Here is a 14,134-nt window from a genome sequence, read left to right as displayed (position 1 = left end):
ACCGACATGTCCACCAGGGCCAATCCGGCCTCCCGCGCATCCCGCCAACGACGGGAGCACAACGAAGCCGATCACGGCCGGTGTCAAACATGTCCTGAGAACACGGCGTCAAGCATGTCCCGAGACAGGACAACTTTCACTGGCCCGCATTGCCGAATAGACCTCTCATCAGTCAAGGCGGCGCCTCCGGCGCCGCGCCGGCCACGGCCCTTCGGCCCTGGCCTCCCGCTCCGCTCCGGCGGGCCGGGGCCAGGCCGGCTGCGCCAAGAGACGAAACCGATGACGCGAGGTCTACCGGCACACGCGGTACTTCAGGTGCGTGACGGCTGTCGCTTCGACAACCCGGATGGGCTCCAGTCGCACCTGCGTGTCTCCGAGATTCTCAAGTAGGCGGCGACCCGCGCCGAGAGGCACGGGAACCATGTGAATCTGCAGCTCGTCGAGGACACCGGCCCGGATCGCTTGCTGAATCGGCGAGGCGCCATGCAGCGAGACGTTCTTCTCTCCAGCCGCTGCACAGGCACGGCCGAGCGCCGCATCGAACCCGGCAACGACGAAGTGGAACGTGGTACCCACCCGGACATCGTCCTGGCGCTCACGGTGAGTCAGCACGAAGACGGGGACGCCGAAGGGCGGTTCGCTGCCCCACGCTCCCTCGGCGTGCTCGTAGCCGTCACGACCGGTGATCATTGCGCCCATGGCATCGAACTGTTCGGCCAGGACCGCGTCCCTCGTGATCTCTGCGCGATCCGGAGCCGCGGCCTCGCTGAACCAGTGATGCAGGACGTCCCCGCCCACACCGAGCCCGCGCCCTGGGCCAGGGTCCGGTGCTGTGATGTAGCCATCCAGGGACATGCTGATGCTCGCTGTCACCTTCGTCATGAGGGCCTGCTTCCCGGCTGGAGTGATGAGTGAGACGCTAGTCCTATATCAGGACCAAGTAGGCGCGCAGCCATACTCTTTGTTCGCCTCCAGGCCGTCAGCAGGCCGTCAGAGGGCGGGGAAGGCCGAGCGCAGCTGAGAAGCGTCGGGCAGCTCCGGTCCTGGTTCGAGGGCTACGGGCGCGTGGAGTCGCAGGTCGCCCACGACGACCGCAAGATCTACGACCTCTTCGAGGTCGGCGCGGTGAGTGCTTCGCTCCCTCGGCCGGTCAGTGTTCACGCCGCGGCGTTGACGTCCAGGGCGCCTCCGGCGTCGCTGACGCGGTGGGCTGCGCCCACCCTGGACCCCGCCACCGCGACGAGATGGGCGGCCAGGACGAGGGAACGGGGGAGGTGTGAGGTCGGGCCACGGGCGGGCCATACGGACCGGTCCCTCACGGTCAACGACAGCACCAGCGGGCAGCCCACTCGCCCTGGTCCATCGGCACGGCAAGGGTGTTCCCAAGCTGAGAACGCGGGTTCGATTCCCGTCACTCGCTCCAACCTTGTTCTTGCAGGTCAGCGGCCCGCTCACCGGTCACTCGAGGCGGGCCGTCGTCGTTCCCGCAACCTCGTTGCGCGGTTCCCGTGCCGCCGCCACGCTGCTCGCGTGATCGTGCGACGCGAGCGGCCCGAGGATCTCCCGGCGGTGCGCTCGGTGGTGGCCGCCGCGTTCGACGCGGGCGACGGCATGGTCCCCGTCGAGGTCGGTCTGCTCGACCGCCTCCGGCAGGACGTGGGGTGGATTCCGCGCTTCTCGCTCGTGGCCGACGACGAGGGTGAGGTCGTCGGCCACGTCGTCGCCACCCGCGCGCAGGTCGGCGCGCTGCCGTCGCTGGGGATCGGTCCGGTCGCCGTCCGCCCCGACCGGCAGGGCCGCGGCGTCGGGACCGCGCTGATGCACACGCTGCTCGGGGCGGCGGAGGCCAGCGACGAGAACCTCGTCGTCCTGCTGGGCGAGCCCGCGTTCTACGGGCGCTTCGGGTTCGGCCCGGCCGCCGACCGCGGCGTGGCCGCTCCCGACCCGACGTGGGGTGCGTACTTCCAGGCCCGCGCGCTCACGCGGGACGCTCCGCGAGGGCCGTTCCGCTACGCGGCCCCGTTCGAGCAGCTCTGATCAGCCCACGATCAGCGCGGCGATCCGTGGCCCGGCGGGGCCGTCGGCGATCAGGTAGCTGCCGCGGAAGTCGGCGATCACGCTCGCGTCGGCGGTGAGGCGCAGGAAGCGTCCCTCGTGGCGGGCGCAGCTGTCGTTGAGCATCACCGTCTCGGCGTCTTCGACGACGGTGCTGTCGAACCCGGCGTGGCGCAGGCCCTCGATCTGGCCGCGGATGACGCCGACGACCTGGTCGGTCTCGTGCAGCCAGCCGGTCGCGCCCGGGGCGCTGAGCAGCATCGGCACGCCGTAGTAGTCGAGGATCGCCTCGACGTCGTCGCGGTCGCCGCGGCCGAGGGCGACGAAGCAGTCCAGATAGGCCGCGAACCACGTGGTGACGTCGTTGGTGTCCACGGACCCGCATCCTGCCTCGTCGCCCCGGCGGCGAGCGCTCGGCACGGCTACTCGGCCAGCAGCTCGTCGAGCTGCTCGTAGCCCTCCTTCACGCCGATCTCCATGCCGCTCGCGATCATCGCGTCCCGGGCGTCGACCGACTCGAACAGCGACCTGCCCTCGAGGCGGGTCCGCCCGTCACCGAGGTCGACGAAGGTCATCGTCTCCAGGGTCACGGAATCGGGGAAGCCCTCGAAGGTGAAGGTCTGGACGATGCGCTCGTTCGTCCGGACCTCGTGGAACGAGCCGAAGAACGTGTACTCGCCGTCGTCGTCGCGGTGGGTGTAGCGGTACGAGCCGCCGGTCACGACCTCGAAACGGTCGATCTCCATCGTCAGGTTGCGCGGGCCGAGCCATTGCTTGACCAGGTCGGGCTCGACGTGGGCACGGAAGACGTTGGCGACGGGCGCGTCGAACTCGCGGGTGATGAGGACGGTCGGGGTCGCGGGGTCGGCGGTGATGGTCGTCTCACGGGTGGTGGTGCTCATCAGGATGCTCCTCGTTCTCGGTCGGTCGGGGCTGCTGCGTCGGAGTCCATCTCGGCGAGCACGTCGTCGAGACGGCGATAGCGCTCCTCGGCCTGGCGCCGGTAGCGCTCGATCCACTTGGTCATCAGGTCGAAGACCTGCGCCTCGAGGTGGACCGGCCGGCGTTGCGCTTCGCGCGTGCGGGTGACGAGCCCGGCCTCCTCCAGCACCTTGAGGTGCTTGGACACGGCCTGGACGCTGACGTCGTACGGCTCGGCGAGCTCGTTGACGCCGGCGTCGGCATCGGCCAGGCGCGCCACCATGTCGCGCCGGATGGGATCGGCGAGGGCCGAGAACACCCGGGAGAGCTGGTCGTCCACGCTCACTCACTCCTTGTTCAACCTTGCGGTTGAAGAAGACCATAGCGCCGACCACGCGCGTGTTCAATCCCTGGGTTGACCTCAGACGTGGGAGAAGGACCAGCGGATCGACGGGTCCCACGATTCCGTGTCGCCGAAGTCATCGCGCAGCGCCAGCAGGAAGGCCGTGAGGTGGAGGGCGCGCAGCCGGGCGAACGTCGCGAACGCCGGGACGTCGCCGTAGCCCGTGGCGACCGCCGCGCGCGCGTCCGCGTCCCACCCGAACATCCCGAGGTCCCAGCCGACCGGACCCCGGCAGGCCTCCTCGAAGTCGATCCACACCGGGCCGCCCGCACCGACGACGAGGTTGCCGGGGTTCACATCGCCGTGCAGCGGCTGCACCGGCGCCGAGGGCCGTCGCGCCTCCGGCAGCAGCTCGTCCGCGGCGTCGCGCAGGCGGGCCTCCTCGTCGGCCGAGAGCACCCCGGGGTGACGGGGCAGCGCGGCGAGCCCGGCGACGATGTCCTCCGCGACCGGCTCGAGTCCCGGCAGCGGGTCGGGGAAGGCCGCGAAGCCCTCGTGCAGCTCGCGCAGCAGCCGCGCCTGCTCGGTCGGCGGGACGGGGTCGGCGGCGGGGTCCGGCTCCACCCACGTCCAGAAGCTGAGGTGGTGGCCGTCCTGGACGTGCGGGCCCGGCGGGACCTCTGCGCTGGGTGGGGCCAACGGGAGGCCGTGGCCGTGCAGCCAGCCCCCGACCGCGAGATCGGTCGTGATGCGGGAGGCCGGTTCACGCAGGTCGGTGGTCCAGGTGGGGACGCGGACGACCACCGGGGCGGGGCGCAGGTGCAGCACCACCGAGAACACGTCGCCGAGCAGGACCGGGTCGTCCGCGGGGAGGTCGAAGCGGCGGGCAGCGGCCAGGGCGGCGTCCCGTGCCGCCTGCGAACGGGCCGCACGGCGGGCGGCCGGGGTCGACGTCATGGGTTGCTCCTATGTCAAGCCGCCGCTGGCTGCGGGGCAGCCGCGGTGGCGGTCGGGGGCTGGAGGAGGGTGAACACGACGCGCGCGAGGCGCCGTTTCAGGGCCCGCAGCGCTTCCATGGTGGTGTCGCCTCCGGCGCGTCGTCGCTGGTAGTAGGCCCGCCCAGGGCTTTCGGGCAGCCGGGTCTGGGTGAGCGCGATTCGGTGCAGGGCAGCGTTGAGCTGCCGGTTGCCGCCACGGGCGAGTCGGTGTCGGTCGCTGCGGCCCGACGAGGCGGGGATGGGGGCGGCGCCGGCGTGCATGGCGAAGCAGGCCTCGGAACGGAACCGGCCCGGGCGGGCGGTCTCTCCGACGATCTTCGCGGCAGTCAGGGCACCGCAGCCGGGCAGATCGAGTAGCTGCGGGGCGGCCTGCCGGGTCAGGGTGGTGATCTCGCGCTCGAGCGCCCGGATTCGGCCGGTGGCGCGGTGAATATCGGTGACGAGCTCACCGGCAAGGCGGGCCACCATCCCGGTGTGCTGCTCGGCCAGCCGGGTCGCCAACACCTCAAGCCGGCTGGGCTGGTCCAGGCTGCGTGCCGGCGGGTCGATCTCGGGGTCGAGCTCGTGGAGGTGCCAGCGCAGCCGGTTGGTCATCCGGGTGCGCTCGGCCACCAGGTCCTCGCGGTGATCGACCAGCAACTTGAGTTCCCGTGACGCCTGGTCGTGCTCGGCGACGGGCAGGTCGGGCTCGCGCAGCGCAGCCCGCGCGATCGCCAGCGCGTCGATCGGGTCGGACTTGCCGCGGGACCGGGCGCTGTGTCGGGCGCCGGCCATCAGCTTCGGCGGCACCCGCAGCACCTGCTGGCCCGCCGCGAGCAGCGCGCGTTCCAGGCGGGTCGAGACATGCCGGCAGTTCTCGACCGCCCACCGCAGCCCACCGCAGCCCACCGCAGCAGTCACCCGCCTGACCACGAGCCCAGGCCACCAGCGCGCGGTGACCGGCGTCAGTCGCCTTCACCGTGCGCGAAGCCAGTTCGCGCCCGACCTTGTCGACCGCCACCGCGGTGTGGGTGTCCTCATGGACATCGACCCCGACCATGAGCACCATCGAGAGGTCTCCTCTCTTCAGCCGTGAGGGACACAGCTGGGCCGGCCGGCGGACACACCTCAGTGGGGGCGCAGCCACGCTCCTATCAAGTCACGCCGGTCGGTCCCAGCCGCTGATGATCGGCACAGCCCATGATCGCCAGCCCACCAGGACGGCACGCACGCTACGAGCCAGATCATCAGCGGCCAGGTTCCCAACCACCGCAACAGCGGCGAGCTGACCCTGACACTGACCGCACGCTAACGAGCGGACGGCCCGGCGAGGGCCGAGGATGCCGACCATGACCGACGGTGCGTCCACGATCGACCCCGAGCTCGCCGCCGCGATCACCCGGCTCGAGACCGACGGCTGGTTGCCGCTGCGGCGCGACGACGTGGCCGAGGCGCGGCGGAACTACCGCGAGCTGGCGCTGATCCGGCGGGGCGAGGCCGCAGCGGTCGGGTCGGTGTCCGACGACGTCGTGCCCGGTCAGGACGCCGACGTCGCCGTGCGGATCTACGAGCCGCCGGGCGAGCAGCGGGCGATCACCGTGGTCTGGCTGCACGGCGGCGGCTGGGTGCTCGGCGACCTCGACACGGCCGACGGCGCGGCGCGGCGGGTGTGCACGCACCTCGGGGCCACGGTGGTCTCCGTCGACTACCGACTCGCCCCGGAGCACCCGCACCCCGCGCCCGTCACCGACGCGCACACGGCGCTGCGGTGGGCGGCGACGCAGCGGCCGTCGGACCGACTCGTCGTCGGCGGCGACAGCGCCGGCGCCGGGCTCGCCGCCGGTGCGGCCCTCCTGGCGCGCGACTGGGGCCCGCGGGTCGACGCCCAGCTGCTTCTCTACCCCGGGCTCGACCCGGCGATGAGCTCGCCGTCGATCGGCGGGAACGCGCGGGGACCGTTCCTCACCCGCGCCGACCTCGAGTGGTTCTGGGGTCACTACGTACCGGAGCCGGGTCCGGGTGACGACCCCGCGCTCGCGCCGCTGAGCGACCCGGACGGCCTCGACGGCGTCGCCGCCGCCGTCGTCGCGACCGCCGAGCTCGACCCGCTGCGCGACGAGGGCCGCGCCTACGCCGACGCGCTCGAGGGCGCCGGCGTCGCCGTCCGGCGCCTCGACGGGGCGAGCCTCGTGCACGGCTACTTCGGCCTGGCCGCGGCGTCGGCCGCCGCCCGCGCCGAAGGGGATCGCGCCCTCGACGCGCTGGCCGAGCTCCTCGCCGCCTGAGCTGAGGGCCGCGACGCGCGCGGCCCGACGGACGACCGCCCCGTGCGCCGAAGGGTTCCCGACACCGCACGGCCGCGGAACGGGCCGGACGACCCGACCGCCTGTTGCCCGCACGACCGTTCGACGTGCCCGGACGTCCGCCCGCGGGCATGCACGGACACGCATCGGCAACCTCGGGCCGCCCGGCGGACCTCTCGCCGCGACGGATACGCGACATCGCCCTCGTCGAGGGACTCCAGCACGGGGAGGGCTCGCCACGCACCTCGACAGTGCCGCTATGTTTCCACCCGTCCGATCACGGAATGGTCACGGCGACGGCTCCCCCTCGTACCGCCGGGCCATCTGTTCCCGACGACGAGGAGGTGTCGGTCGTGAGCCGACACGGAGTGGGTGACCCCGACACCGTTCCGTTCTCCCTCAGCAGTACCCGGACCGCACCTCGCACAACGCGCTCCTCCCGTTCCTCGTCCACGACCGGCTCGATCCTCGTGGCCGCCGTCGCCGCCGGTGCCGTCCTCCCGGCGATCCAGACGCTCGACACGCACACGGCCGACGCCGAGGCCCCCGCCGCACCCGACCCCGCGACCGCCTCGCTCGCCCTCGCCGCGCAGCACCAGGCCGCGCCCGCGGTGGCGCCCGCCCGCCACGCCGCCGGCGGCGTGTCCTCGGTCAGCCCGATCGCGATGCCGGCGTCCACGATCTCCTCGTCGGACTCCGACTCCTCGTCGGACTCCGACGAGCCCAGCGCCGGGGACGAGAACGACGTGTCCTCGCTCATCAAGTCGATGAGCGTCACCCGCGAGAACGGCCCGCTGGAGTTCGGGACGCCCTACGAGGCCGGCAACGAGCGCACGCTCGACGGCCAGATCGCCAAGGCGCTCGGGCTCATGGGCCTGCCGCAGCGCCTGGCACCGGGCGTCAAGAAGATCATCATGCGGGAGTCCACGGGCCGCGCGAACGCCGTCAACGACTGGGACTCCAACGCCTCGGCCGGCACGCCGTCGAAGGGGCTCATGCAGCTCATCGACACGACGTTCCGCAACGCCGTGCTGCCCGAGCTCGCGGACCGCGGGATCTTCGACCCGGTCGCCAACATCACCGCGGGCGTCCGCACGATGATCGCCAACCACAGCATCGACGACGTCGAGGCCGGTGGCCTGCGCAACTCGTCGGGCAACTACATCGGCTACGGCGGCGCGGCCATCCCGGACGACGGCCTGGGCCGCGCCGACTGAGCGAGCGTTCCGCCCCGCCCCCGGGGTAAGCCGGAGGCATCAGCGAACGAACCTGGCCGGTGACCGGCGCGGGCGCGGCGCGGGCCCGGCGTCGAGGTCTGCGACGGCGTGCTCGTCGCGGGCCGGCAGGGCCTCGGCGTAGCGGGCGAAGTACGAGGGCACCGGCGCCGCCGACCCCACGATCACGATCATGGGTGAGGGGCCGGTCGGCGTCTGGGCCGACGTCACCTGAGACCACGGCCACGGGCCGGCGGAGCGCTTCTGCGACCAGCTCGTCCCGGGTGCGAACGGCCACCGGATCGCCGTCCTCACCCTGCTCTGATCAGGCGCCCGGGCCCTTCTGCAGGACCGGGCGCAGGGTGTCGAGCACGGAGGCGTCGTCGATCGTCGACGGCACCGCCTCGTCCCTGCCGTCGGCGATGCCGCGCATGGTCTTGCGCAGCACCTTGCCCGAGCGGGTCTTGGGCAGCGCCGGCACGACGGCGACGTTCTTGAACGACGCGACGGCGCCGACCTCGTCGCGCACCATCGCCACGAGCTCGGCGGCGAGCTCGGCCTCGTCGCGCTCGACGCCCGCCTTGAGGACGACGAACCCGCGCGGGACCTGGCCCTTCATCGCGTCGTGGACGCCGATGACGGCGCACTCGGCGACGTCCTGATGGCCCGAGAGCACCTCCTCCATCGAGCCGGTCGACAGGCGGTGGCCGGCGACGTTGATGACGTCGTCGGTGCGGCCCATGACGTAGAGGTAGCCGTCCTCGTCGAGGTAGCCGCCGTCGCCGGTGAGGTAGTAGCCCTCGTAGCGCGACATGTACGACTCGCGGAAGCGCTCGTCGTCCTGCCACAGCGTCTGCAGGCAGCCCGGGGGCAGCGGGAGCTTGATCGTGATCGCGCCCTCCTCGCCGCGCGGCAGCACGGTGCCGTCGACATCGAGGATCTCCACCTGGTAGCCGGGCACGACCACCGACGGCGAGCCGGCCTTGAGCTCCATCGGCTCGAGCCCGCGCAGGTTCGCCGCGATCGGCCAGCCCGTCTCGGTCTGCCACCAGTGGTCGACCACCGGCACGCCGAGCGTCTCCGACGCCCACGTCCAGGTCTCGGGGTCGAGGCGCTCGCCGGCGAGGAAGAGGGTCTCGAGGCTGGAGATGTCGTAGTCGCGCAGCAGGACCGCGTCCGGGTCCTCCTTCTTGATGCCGCGGAACGCGGTCGGCGCGGTGAACAGGGCCTTGACCCCGTGCTCCTGGATCACGCGCCAGAACTGGCCGGCGTCCGGCGTGCCGATGGGCTTGCCCTCGTAGAGCACGGTCGTCGCCCCGGTGAGCAGGGGCGCGTAGACGATGTAGGAGTGCCCGACGACCCAGCCGACGTCGGAGGCGGTGAACATGACCTCGCCGGGCCCGACGTCGTAGATGTTCTCCATCGACCAGCGCAGGGCCACCGCGTGGCCGCCGTTGTCGCGCTGGACGCCCTTGGGCTTGCCGGTGGTGCCCGAGGTGTAGAGGACGTAGAGCGGGTCGGTGGCCGCGACCGGCACGCACTCGGCGGGCTCGGCGTCCTGCACGGCCTGCGCCCAGTCGACGTCGCGCTCGCCCATCTCGGCGGTGTACTGCGGGCGCTGGAACACGATCGAGGGGCCCGGGTCGTGCGAGGCCAGGTCGATGGCCTTGTCGAGCAGCGGCTTGTACTCGATGATCCGCGTGCCCTCGATGCCGCAGGAGGCGCTGACGATCGCCGACGGCGTGGCGTCGTCGATGCGCACGGCGAGCTCGCGCGCGGCGAACCCGCCGAAGACCACCGAGTGGATCGCGCCGAGCCGCGCGCAGGCGAGCATCGCCACGGCCGCCTCGGGGATCATCGGCATGTAGATGATCACGCGGTCACCCTTGCCGACGCCGTGCGCGCGCAGGACCCCGGCGAACGCGGCGACGCGGTCGCGCAGCTCGCGGTAGGTGAAGCGCTGGCGGTCGTCGGTGACGGGCGAGTCGTGGATCAGCGCGACCTGGTCGCCGCGACCGGCCTCGACGTGGCGGTCGAGCGCGTTGTGGCAGGTGTTCAGCTCGCCACCGGCGAACCACGTCGAGAACGGCAGCGCCGACGCGTCCACGATCGTGTCGGGCTCGCGGTACCAGTCGATCAGACCGGCGGCCTCGCGCCAGAAGCCGTCGGGGTCGTTCATGCTGCGGTCGTAGGCGGTTGCATACGGTCCTGGCCGGTACTCGCCACTCATGGCCCGGACACTAACCACGCGCTCGGACCCCGCGCACCGTCCGACCGGACGCACAGATCGTCCCGTTGCGGAAGGTTCCGTACGCTGACGACATGGCGCGCGTGACCCCCGACCTGAGCTTCCTCCTCGACAAGGCGAGCGAGACGCTCGCGGCGCGGATGACCGCCGCCCTCGCCGACCTCGGCCTCACCGCGCGGCAGTACTGCGTGCTCGACAACGCGTCGCCCGGTGGGCGGACCCAGGGCCAGCTCGCGGAGGAGGCCCTGCTCGACAAGACCACGATGGTCACGACGCTCGACGGGCTCGAGCGCGCGGGGCTCGCGCGCCGCGTCGCGTCGCCGAGCGACCGGCGCGCCCGGCTGGTGGAGACCACGGCCGAGGGCGAGGCGCTGGTCGGACGCGCCGCCACCGTGATCCAGGACCTCTACGACGAGGTGCTCGGCGTGCTCGGAGCGGACCGCGATGCCGTGGTCGAGGGGCTGACCCGGCTCGTGGAGGGGCCGCTGTCCGGGGACGCCGCCACCCGCCCGCCCCGCCGATCGTCCCGCACGGGATGAGTCCAATCAGGATAGTTCTGAACTAGACGTTCTGCTACGGTCGGACCATGCTGCTCGCCGACCGCCGCGCCGCGTCCCCGTGGGCCGCGCTCGCGGTTCTCAGCACGTCGATGCTCATGATCATCTTGGACGGGACGATCGTCAGCGTCGCCCTGCCCGCGCTCCGCGACGACCTGGGTTTCTCCGCCACCGGGCTGTCGTGGACCGTCAACGCCTACCTCGTCCCGCTGGGCGGGCTGCTCCTGCTCGCCGGACGGCTCGGCGACCTCGTGGGGCGGCGCCGGATGCTCGTCGCCGGGCTCGTCCTGTTCACGCTCGCGTCGCTGGCGTGCGGGCTGGCGTCCGGCCCGGCGATGCTGGTCGCCGCCCGGGCCGTGCAGGGCGTGGCCGCGGCGCTGGCGTCGTCGGTGGTGCTCGGGATGGTGGTGTCGCTGTTCGACGACGACGCGTCCCGCGCGCGGGCGCTGGGTGTCTACGCCTTCGTGGGCGCGGCCGGGGCCTCGCTCGGTCTGCTGCTGGGCGGCGTGCTCACCGAGGCGATCGGCTGGCGCGCGATCTTCCTGGTCAACGTGCCGATCGGGGTCGTGGCGGCGGTGCTGGCGTTGTTGATCCTGGCGCCGGACGGCCGTCGGGCCGGGGGTGGGAAGCCCGACCTCCTCGGGGCCACCCTGGTCACGCCGGGGCTCGCGACGCTGGTGTTCGCGATCGTCGAGACGCAGTGGGCGGCCGGCCTGCTCGCGGTCGTGCTGCTCGCGGGCTTCGCCTGGCGCCAGGCCCGGGCGGCGGCGCCGCTCGTGCCGCCCGCGGTCCTGCGCTCGCGGTCGGTGTCGTTCGGCAACCTCGCCCAGGTGCTCACGGTGGCCGCGATGATGGGCTTCCAGTTCGCCACCGCACTGTTCCTGCAGCAGGTGCTCGGCTACTCGCCGGGAGCGACCGGGCTGGCGATGCTGCCGGTCGCGGCGGTCATCGGGGTGGTGGCGCTGCGGTTCGCGGGGCCGCTGGTCGCCCGGTTCACGGCGCGCCGGGTGCTGCTCGCCGGGCTCGGGCTGCTGCTCGCGGGCTTCGCGGTGCTCGTGCTCGCGCCCGGGACCGACTACGGGACCGACCTCCTGCCGGCGCTGGTGCTGCTCGGCGTCGGCGCCGGGCTGGTCATGCCCTCGGTGACGTCGGTGGTCATGAGCGACGCCGATACCGAGATCGCCGGCCTGGCCTCGGGCCTGGCGAACACGGGCCAGCAGGTGGGCGGCGCGATCGGCATCGCGGTGCTGGCGGCGGTCGCGGCGGCCGGCGGTTTCCGCGCCGCCTACCTCGTCGCCGGCGTCCTCGTCCTCGCCTCCGCCCTCGTCGCGGCCCTCGCCCTCCCACGTGAGCGACGGTCCCGGCCCCAGCCGGGGGATCCGCTCACGTAGACCGGTCAGGCGCGCACCTTGGCGGCCACGCGGCGGGCCCCGGCGAGCACGTCGCCGGGGTCGACGCGCGCCGGGGCCCCGTCGGTGAGCACCGGCTCACCGGCCACCCACACGTCGCGCACGCCCCGCGAGCCGCTGGCCCACACGAGGTTCGAGATGAGCTGGTCGTCGTCCTCCGGGTCGACGAAGGCGGCGTCGTCGACGCGCACGTGCGCCATGTCGGCCCAGGCGCCCGGCGCGAGGACGCCGAGGTCGTCGCGACCCAGCGCGCGGGCGCCCTCGCGGGTGGCCATGGCGAGCGCTCCCGCGGCGGTCAGCGCCGTCGCGTCGGCCCCGCGCTGGCGGGCGAACAGCGAGGCGAGGCGCTGCTCCTCCCACAGGTCGAGATCGTCGTTGGAGGCCGGCGAGTCGGTGCCCAGACCCGTGCGGACGCCCGCCGCGCGCAGATCCGACAGCCGCGCGACACCCGCCGCGAGCTTCGCGTTCGACCCCGGGCAGTGGGCCACGGCGACGTCGTGGCGGGCGAGGATCGCGACGTCGTCGTCGGAGAGCTGGATGGCGTGCGCGGCGAGCACCCGTCCGCCCAGCGAGCCCGTCGCCTCCATCATCGCGGGCACCGAGCCGTACTCCGCGCGCACCGCGTCGTCCTCGCCGGGCGCCTCCGCGACGTGCAGGTGCATCAGCGCGCCGCGCTCCTTTGCCAGCGCGGCCGTGCTCACGATCGCCTCGGTGGGCAGCGTGTACGCGGAGTGCGGGCCGTAGCCCAGCTCGATGCGCTCACCCGGCCCGAACCGCAGCCCGTCCGCGTCGATCCACCGTGTGATCGCGTCGCGCATCTGCTGCCAGGTGCCGAGACGCTCCATGCCGGGCGCGGTGATGATCCCCGGGGTCAGCACCACGCGGGACCCGATCTCGAGCACCGCGTCGACCACGTTCTCGCTCTGGAAGTACATCTCCGCCGACGTCGTGACGCCGCCGCGCAGCATCTCCGCCGTGCCCGCGAGCATCCCGTCGCGCACGTCCGCGGGCCCCAGCTTCGCCTCCGCGGGCCAGACGACCTCGGTGAGCCAGCGCATCAGGGGCAGGTCACCGCCCTTGCCGCGCAGCACGGTCAGCGGGGTGTGCGCGTGGGCGTTGACCAGCCCCGGCATCAGCAGCCCGGTGACGCGGGTGATCGGCGCGTCGGACGCCGGCGCCGCGGCCGCCGGACCCACGTGGGCGATGCGCCCGTCCTCGTCGACGTCGACCACCGCGTCGCGCAGGACGCTCATGGCCTCGTCGCAGGGCAGGACGATCGGTGCGTGCAGGCGGCGCGCGGTGCTCACGCGGCCCAGTCTCACACCCGGCGGGCCTCGTCCGGGGCAGCGCCGACGACCACCGCCACGTCACGCCGGCTAGCGCTCCAGCAGCGAGCGCAACGAGCGCAGCGGCGGCAGCCAGGCACCGGCGTCGGGCAGCGTGTCGAGGCTGACGCGCGGGAGCGGCTCGCGGAAGACGCCCTCGATGTCCTCGAGGTCGAGGAACTCGACGATGTCCGACGCCACGGCGAAGGCGGCGTACTCACGGAAGCCGATGACGGTGACCGTGACGCCCGTCGCGACGAGCTCCTCGAGCGGCTCGCGGAACGCTCGCCCGTCGCCCGAGGCCACGACGACGTGGGACAGGCCGCCCTCGGCCCGGCGCAGCTCGATGTGGGCGAGCATGTCCTCGTCGACATCGGAGTCGTCGGCGACCTTCGGCTTGGCGAACACCGCGAACCCGACGTTGCGCAGCGCCTCGACCCACGGCCGGACGATCTCGGTGGAGCCGGGGACGACGTTGGTGAACACCGTCGCCTCGGCGAGCCCCTCCGGCCCGGCCTCGGAGAGCAACCAGCGCCCCACCGCGTCGAACCGCGGGCGGAACGCCGACGTCGGGCGCGTGCCGAGCAGCGAGCCGAGGCTCATGTCGATGTTGGGGGCGTCCCAGACGAGCAGGGTGCGGCTCGGCGTGGTCTCCTGCTCGGCCTCCGGCGTCCCCTGCTCGGTGCTCGTCACCTCGCCGACCTCGCCGCCGGCCAGCGGGGCGGGCGGGGTGGCCAGGTCGGCGGGCGAGGGGGACACGGGGCCGACTCTAACCGCCCGCC

At 73.0% G+C, this 14,134-nt stretch carries 14 protein-coding genes and 1 pseudogene; 5 read left to right on the top strand and 10 right to left on the bottom strand.

All coding sequences use genetic code 11. The annotated features are described in order from the left end of the window. Positions 1–291 precede the first annotated feature (291 nt). On the bottom strand, positions 292–882 hold the full coding sequence (locus AC2A1K_RS21315; protein ID WP_483898326.1) for a dihydrofolate reductase family protein: 591 nt from the start codon (positions 880–882) through the stop codon (positions 292–294). A 648-nt stretch (positions 883–1,530) separates the two neighbouring features. Here AC2A1K_RS21315 and AC2A1K_RS21310 point away from each other — a divergent pair. Continuing rightward, a complete protein-coding gene (locus AC2A1K_RS21310) occupies positions 1,531–2,037 on the top strand; it encodes a GNAT family N-acetyltransferase (RefSeq protein ID WP_483898325.1) in 507 nt (168 codons plus the stop codon). Here AC2A1K_RS21310 and AC2A1K_RS21305 read toward each other — a convergent pair whose 3' ends face one another. The 5 genes and pseudogenes from AC2A1K_RS21305 to AC2A1K_RS21285 all read right to left on the bottom strand — a co-directional run bounded on the left by AC2A1K_RS21305 (position 2,038) and on the right by AC2A1K_RS21285 (position 5,365). Further along, positions 2,038–2,430 (bottom strand): DUF6841 family protein, encoded by a 393-nt coding sequence (locus AC2A1K_RS21305; protein WP_483898324.1) that lies wholly within the window; start codon positions 2,428–2,430, stop codon positions 2,038–2,040. A gap of 47 nt (positions 2,431–2,477) precedes the next feature. Beyond that, on the bottom strand, positions 2,478–2,957 hold the full coding sequence (locus tag AC2A1K_RS21300) for an SRPBCC family protein (protein ID WP_483898323.1): 480 nt from the start codon (positions 2,955–2,957) through the stop codon (positions 2,478–2,480). Continuing rightward, on the bottom strand, positions 2,957–3,316 hold the full coding sequence (locus AC2A1K_RS21295) for an ArsR/SmtB family transcription factor (RefSeq protein ID WP_483898330.1): 360 nt from the start codon (positions 3,314–3,316) through the stop codon (positions 2,957–2,959). Before AC2A1K_RS21295 ends, AC2A1K_RS21300 begins: the two co-directional genes overlap by 1 nt. A gap of 81 nt (positions 3,317–3,397) precedes the next feature. Next, entirely contained in the window at positions 3,398–4,276 is an 879-nt protein-coding gene (locus AC2A1K_RS21290) for an aminoglycoside phosphotransferase family protein (protein ID WP_483898322.1), read from the bottom strand. A 14-nt stretch (positions 4,277–4,290) separates the two neighbouring features. Beyond that, a pseudogene (locus AC2A1K_RS21285) lies at positions 4,291–5,365 on the bottom strand (IS110 family RNA-guided transposase). 280 nt (positions 5,366–5,645) lie between these two features. On the opposite strand from AC2A1K_RS21285, the gene AC2A1K_RS21280 reads away from it, so the two are divergent. Continuing rightward, positions 5,646–6,581, top strand: a complete 936-nt coding sequence (locus AC2A1K_RS21280) for an alpha/beta hydrolase (RefSeq protein ID WP_483898321.1) — start codon at positions 5,646–5,648, stop codon at positions 6,579–6,581. Between the two features lie 488 nt (positions 6,582–7,069). Next, on the top strand, positions 7,070–7,816 hold the full coding sequence (locus tag AC2A1K_RS21275; RefSeq protein WP_483898320.1) for a transglycosylase SLT domain-containing protein: 747 nt from the start codon (positions 7,070–7,072) through the stop codon (positions 7,814–7,816). A 39-nt stretch (positions 7,817–7,855) separates the two neighbouring features. On the opposite strand, the gene AC2A1K_RS21270 is transcribed toward AC2A1K_RS21275, so the two are convergent. Both AC2A1K_RS21270 and AC2A1K_RS21265 read right to left on the bottom strand, forming a co-directional pair. After that, positions 7,856–8,008 (bottom strand): hypothetical protein, encoded by a 153-nt coding sequence (locus tag AC2A1K_RS21270; protein WP_483898319.1) that lies wholly within the window; start codon positions 8,006–8,008, stop codon positions 7,856–7,858. Positions 8,009–8,138: 130 nt separating this feature from the next. Further along, on the bottom strand, positions 8,139–10,043 hold the full coding sequence (locus AC2A1K_RS21265) for a propionyl-CoA synthetase (RefSeq protein ID WP_483898318.1): 1,905 nt from the start codon (positions 10,041–10,043) through the stop codon (positions 8,139–8,141). A 92-nt stretch (positions 10,044–10,135) separates the two neighbouring features. Here AC2A1K_RS21265 and AC2A1K_RS21260 point away from each other — a divergent pair, with 92 nt between their 5' ends. Then, positions 10,136–10,600: a MarR family winged helix-turn-helix transcriptional regulator gene (locus AC2A1K_RS21260; RefSeq protein ID WP_483898317.1), complete on the top strand. Its 465-nt coding sequence runs from the start codon at positions 10,136–10,138 to the stop codon at positions 10,598–10,600. A 47-nt stretch (positions 10,601–10,647) separates the two neighbouring features. Further along, positions 10,648–12,009, top strand: a complete 1,362-nt coding sequence (locus tag AC2A1K_RS21255) for an MFS transporter (RefSeq protein WP_483898316.1) — start codon at positions 10,648–10,650, stop codon at positions 12,007–12,009. Between the two features lie 5 nt (positions 12,010–12,014). Here the strand turns inward: AC2A1K_RS21255 and AC2A1K_RS21250 are convergent, their stop codons facing one another. Together AC2A1K_RS21250 and AC2A1K_RS21245 are read right to left on the bottom strand one after the other, a co-directional pair. Continuing rightward, positions 12,015–13,280: an amidohydrolase family protein gene (locus AC2A1K_RS21250; RefSeq protein ID WP_483898329.1), complete on the bottom strand. Its 1,266-nt coding sequence runs from the start codon at positions 13,278–13,280 to the stop codon at positions 12,015–12,017. 123 nt (positions 13,281–13,403) lie between these two features. After that, positions 13,404–14,111, bottom strand: a complete 708-nt coding sequence (locus tag AC2A1K_RS21245; protein WP_483898315.1) for an NYN domain-containing protein — start codon at positions 14,109–14,111, stop codon at positions 13,404–13,406. Positions 14,112–14,134: the final 23 nt, after the last annotated feature.

The sequence above is a fragment of the Actinomycetospora sp. 2LY8.5 genome (assembly GCF_057180585.1).
This window is presented reverse-complemented; position numbering and strand designations above follow the sequence as displayed.

Bases quoted from the DNA above. Each gene is read 5' to 3' on its own strand.
- AC2A1K_RS21315 (WP_483898326.1), bottom strand. From the start codon at position 882: ATGACGAAGGTGACAGCGAGCATCAGCATGTCCCTGGATGGCTACATC.
- AC2A1K_RS21300 (WP_483898323.1), bottom strand. From the start codon at position 2,957: ATGAGCACCACCACCCGTGAGACGACCATCACCGCCGACCCCGCGACC.
- AC2A1K_RS21290 (WP_483898322.1), bottom strand. From the start codon at position 4,276: ATGACGTCGACCCCGGCCGCCCGCCGTGCGGCCCGTTCGCAGGCGGCA.
- AC2A1K_RS21280 (WP_483898321.1), top strand. From the start codon at position 5,646: ATGACCGACGGTGCGTCCACGATCGACCCCGAGCTCGCCGCCGCGATC.
- AC2A1K_RS21270 (WP_483898319.1), bottom strand. From the start codon at position 8,008: ATGATCGTGATCGTGGGGTCGGCGGCGCCGGTGCCCTCGTACTTCGCC.
- AC2A1K_RS21265 (WP_483898318.1), bottom strand. From the start codon at position 10,043: ATGAGTGGCGAGTACCGGCCAGGACCGTATGCAACCGCCTACGACCGC.
- AC2A1K_RS21260 (WP_483898317.1), top strand. From the start codon at position 10,136: ATGGCGCGCGTGACCCCCGACCTGAGCTTCCTCCTCGACAAGGCGAGC.
- AC2A1K_RS21255 (WP_483898316.1), top strand. From the start codon at position 10,648: ATGCTGCTCGCCGACCGCCGCGCCGCGTCCCCGTGGGCCGCGCTCGCG.
- AC2A1K_RS21250 (WP_483898329.1), bottom strand. From the start codon at position 13,280: ATGAGCGTCCTGCGCGACGCGGTGGTCGACGTCGACGAGGACGGGCGC.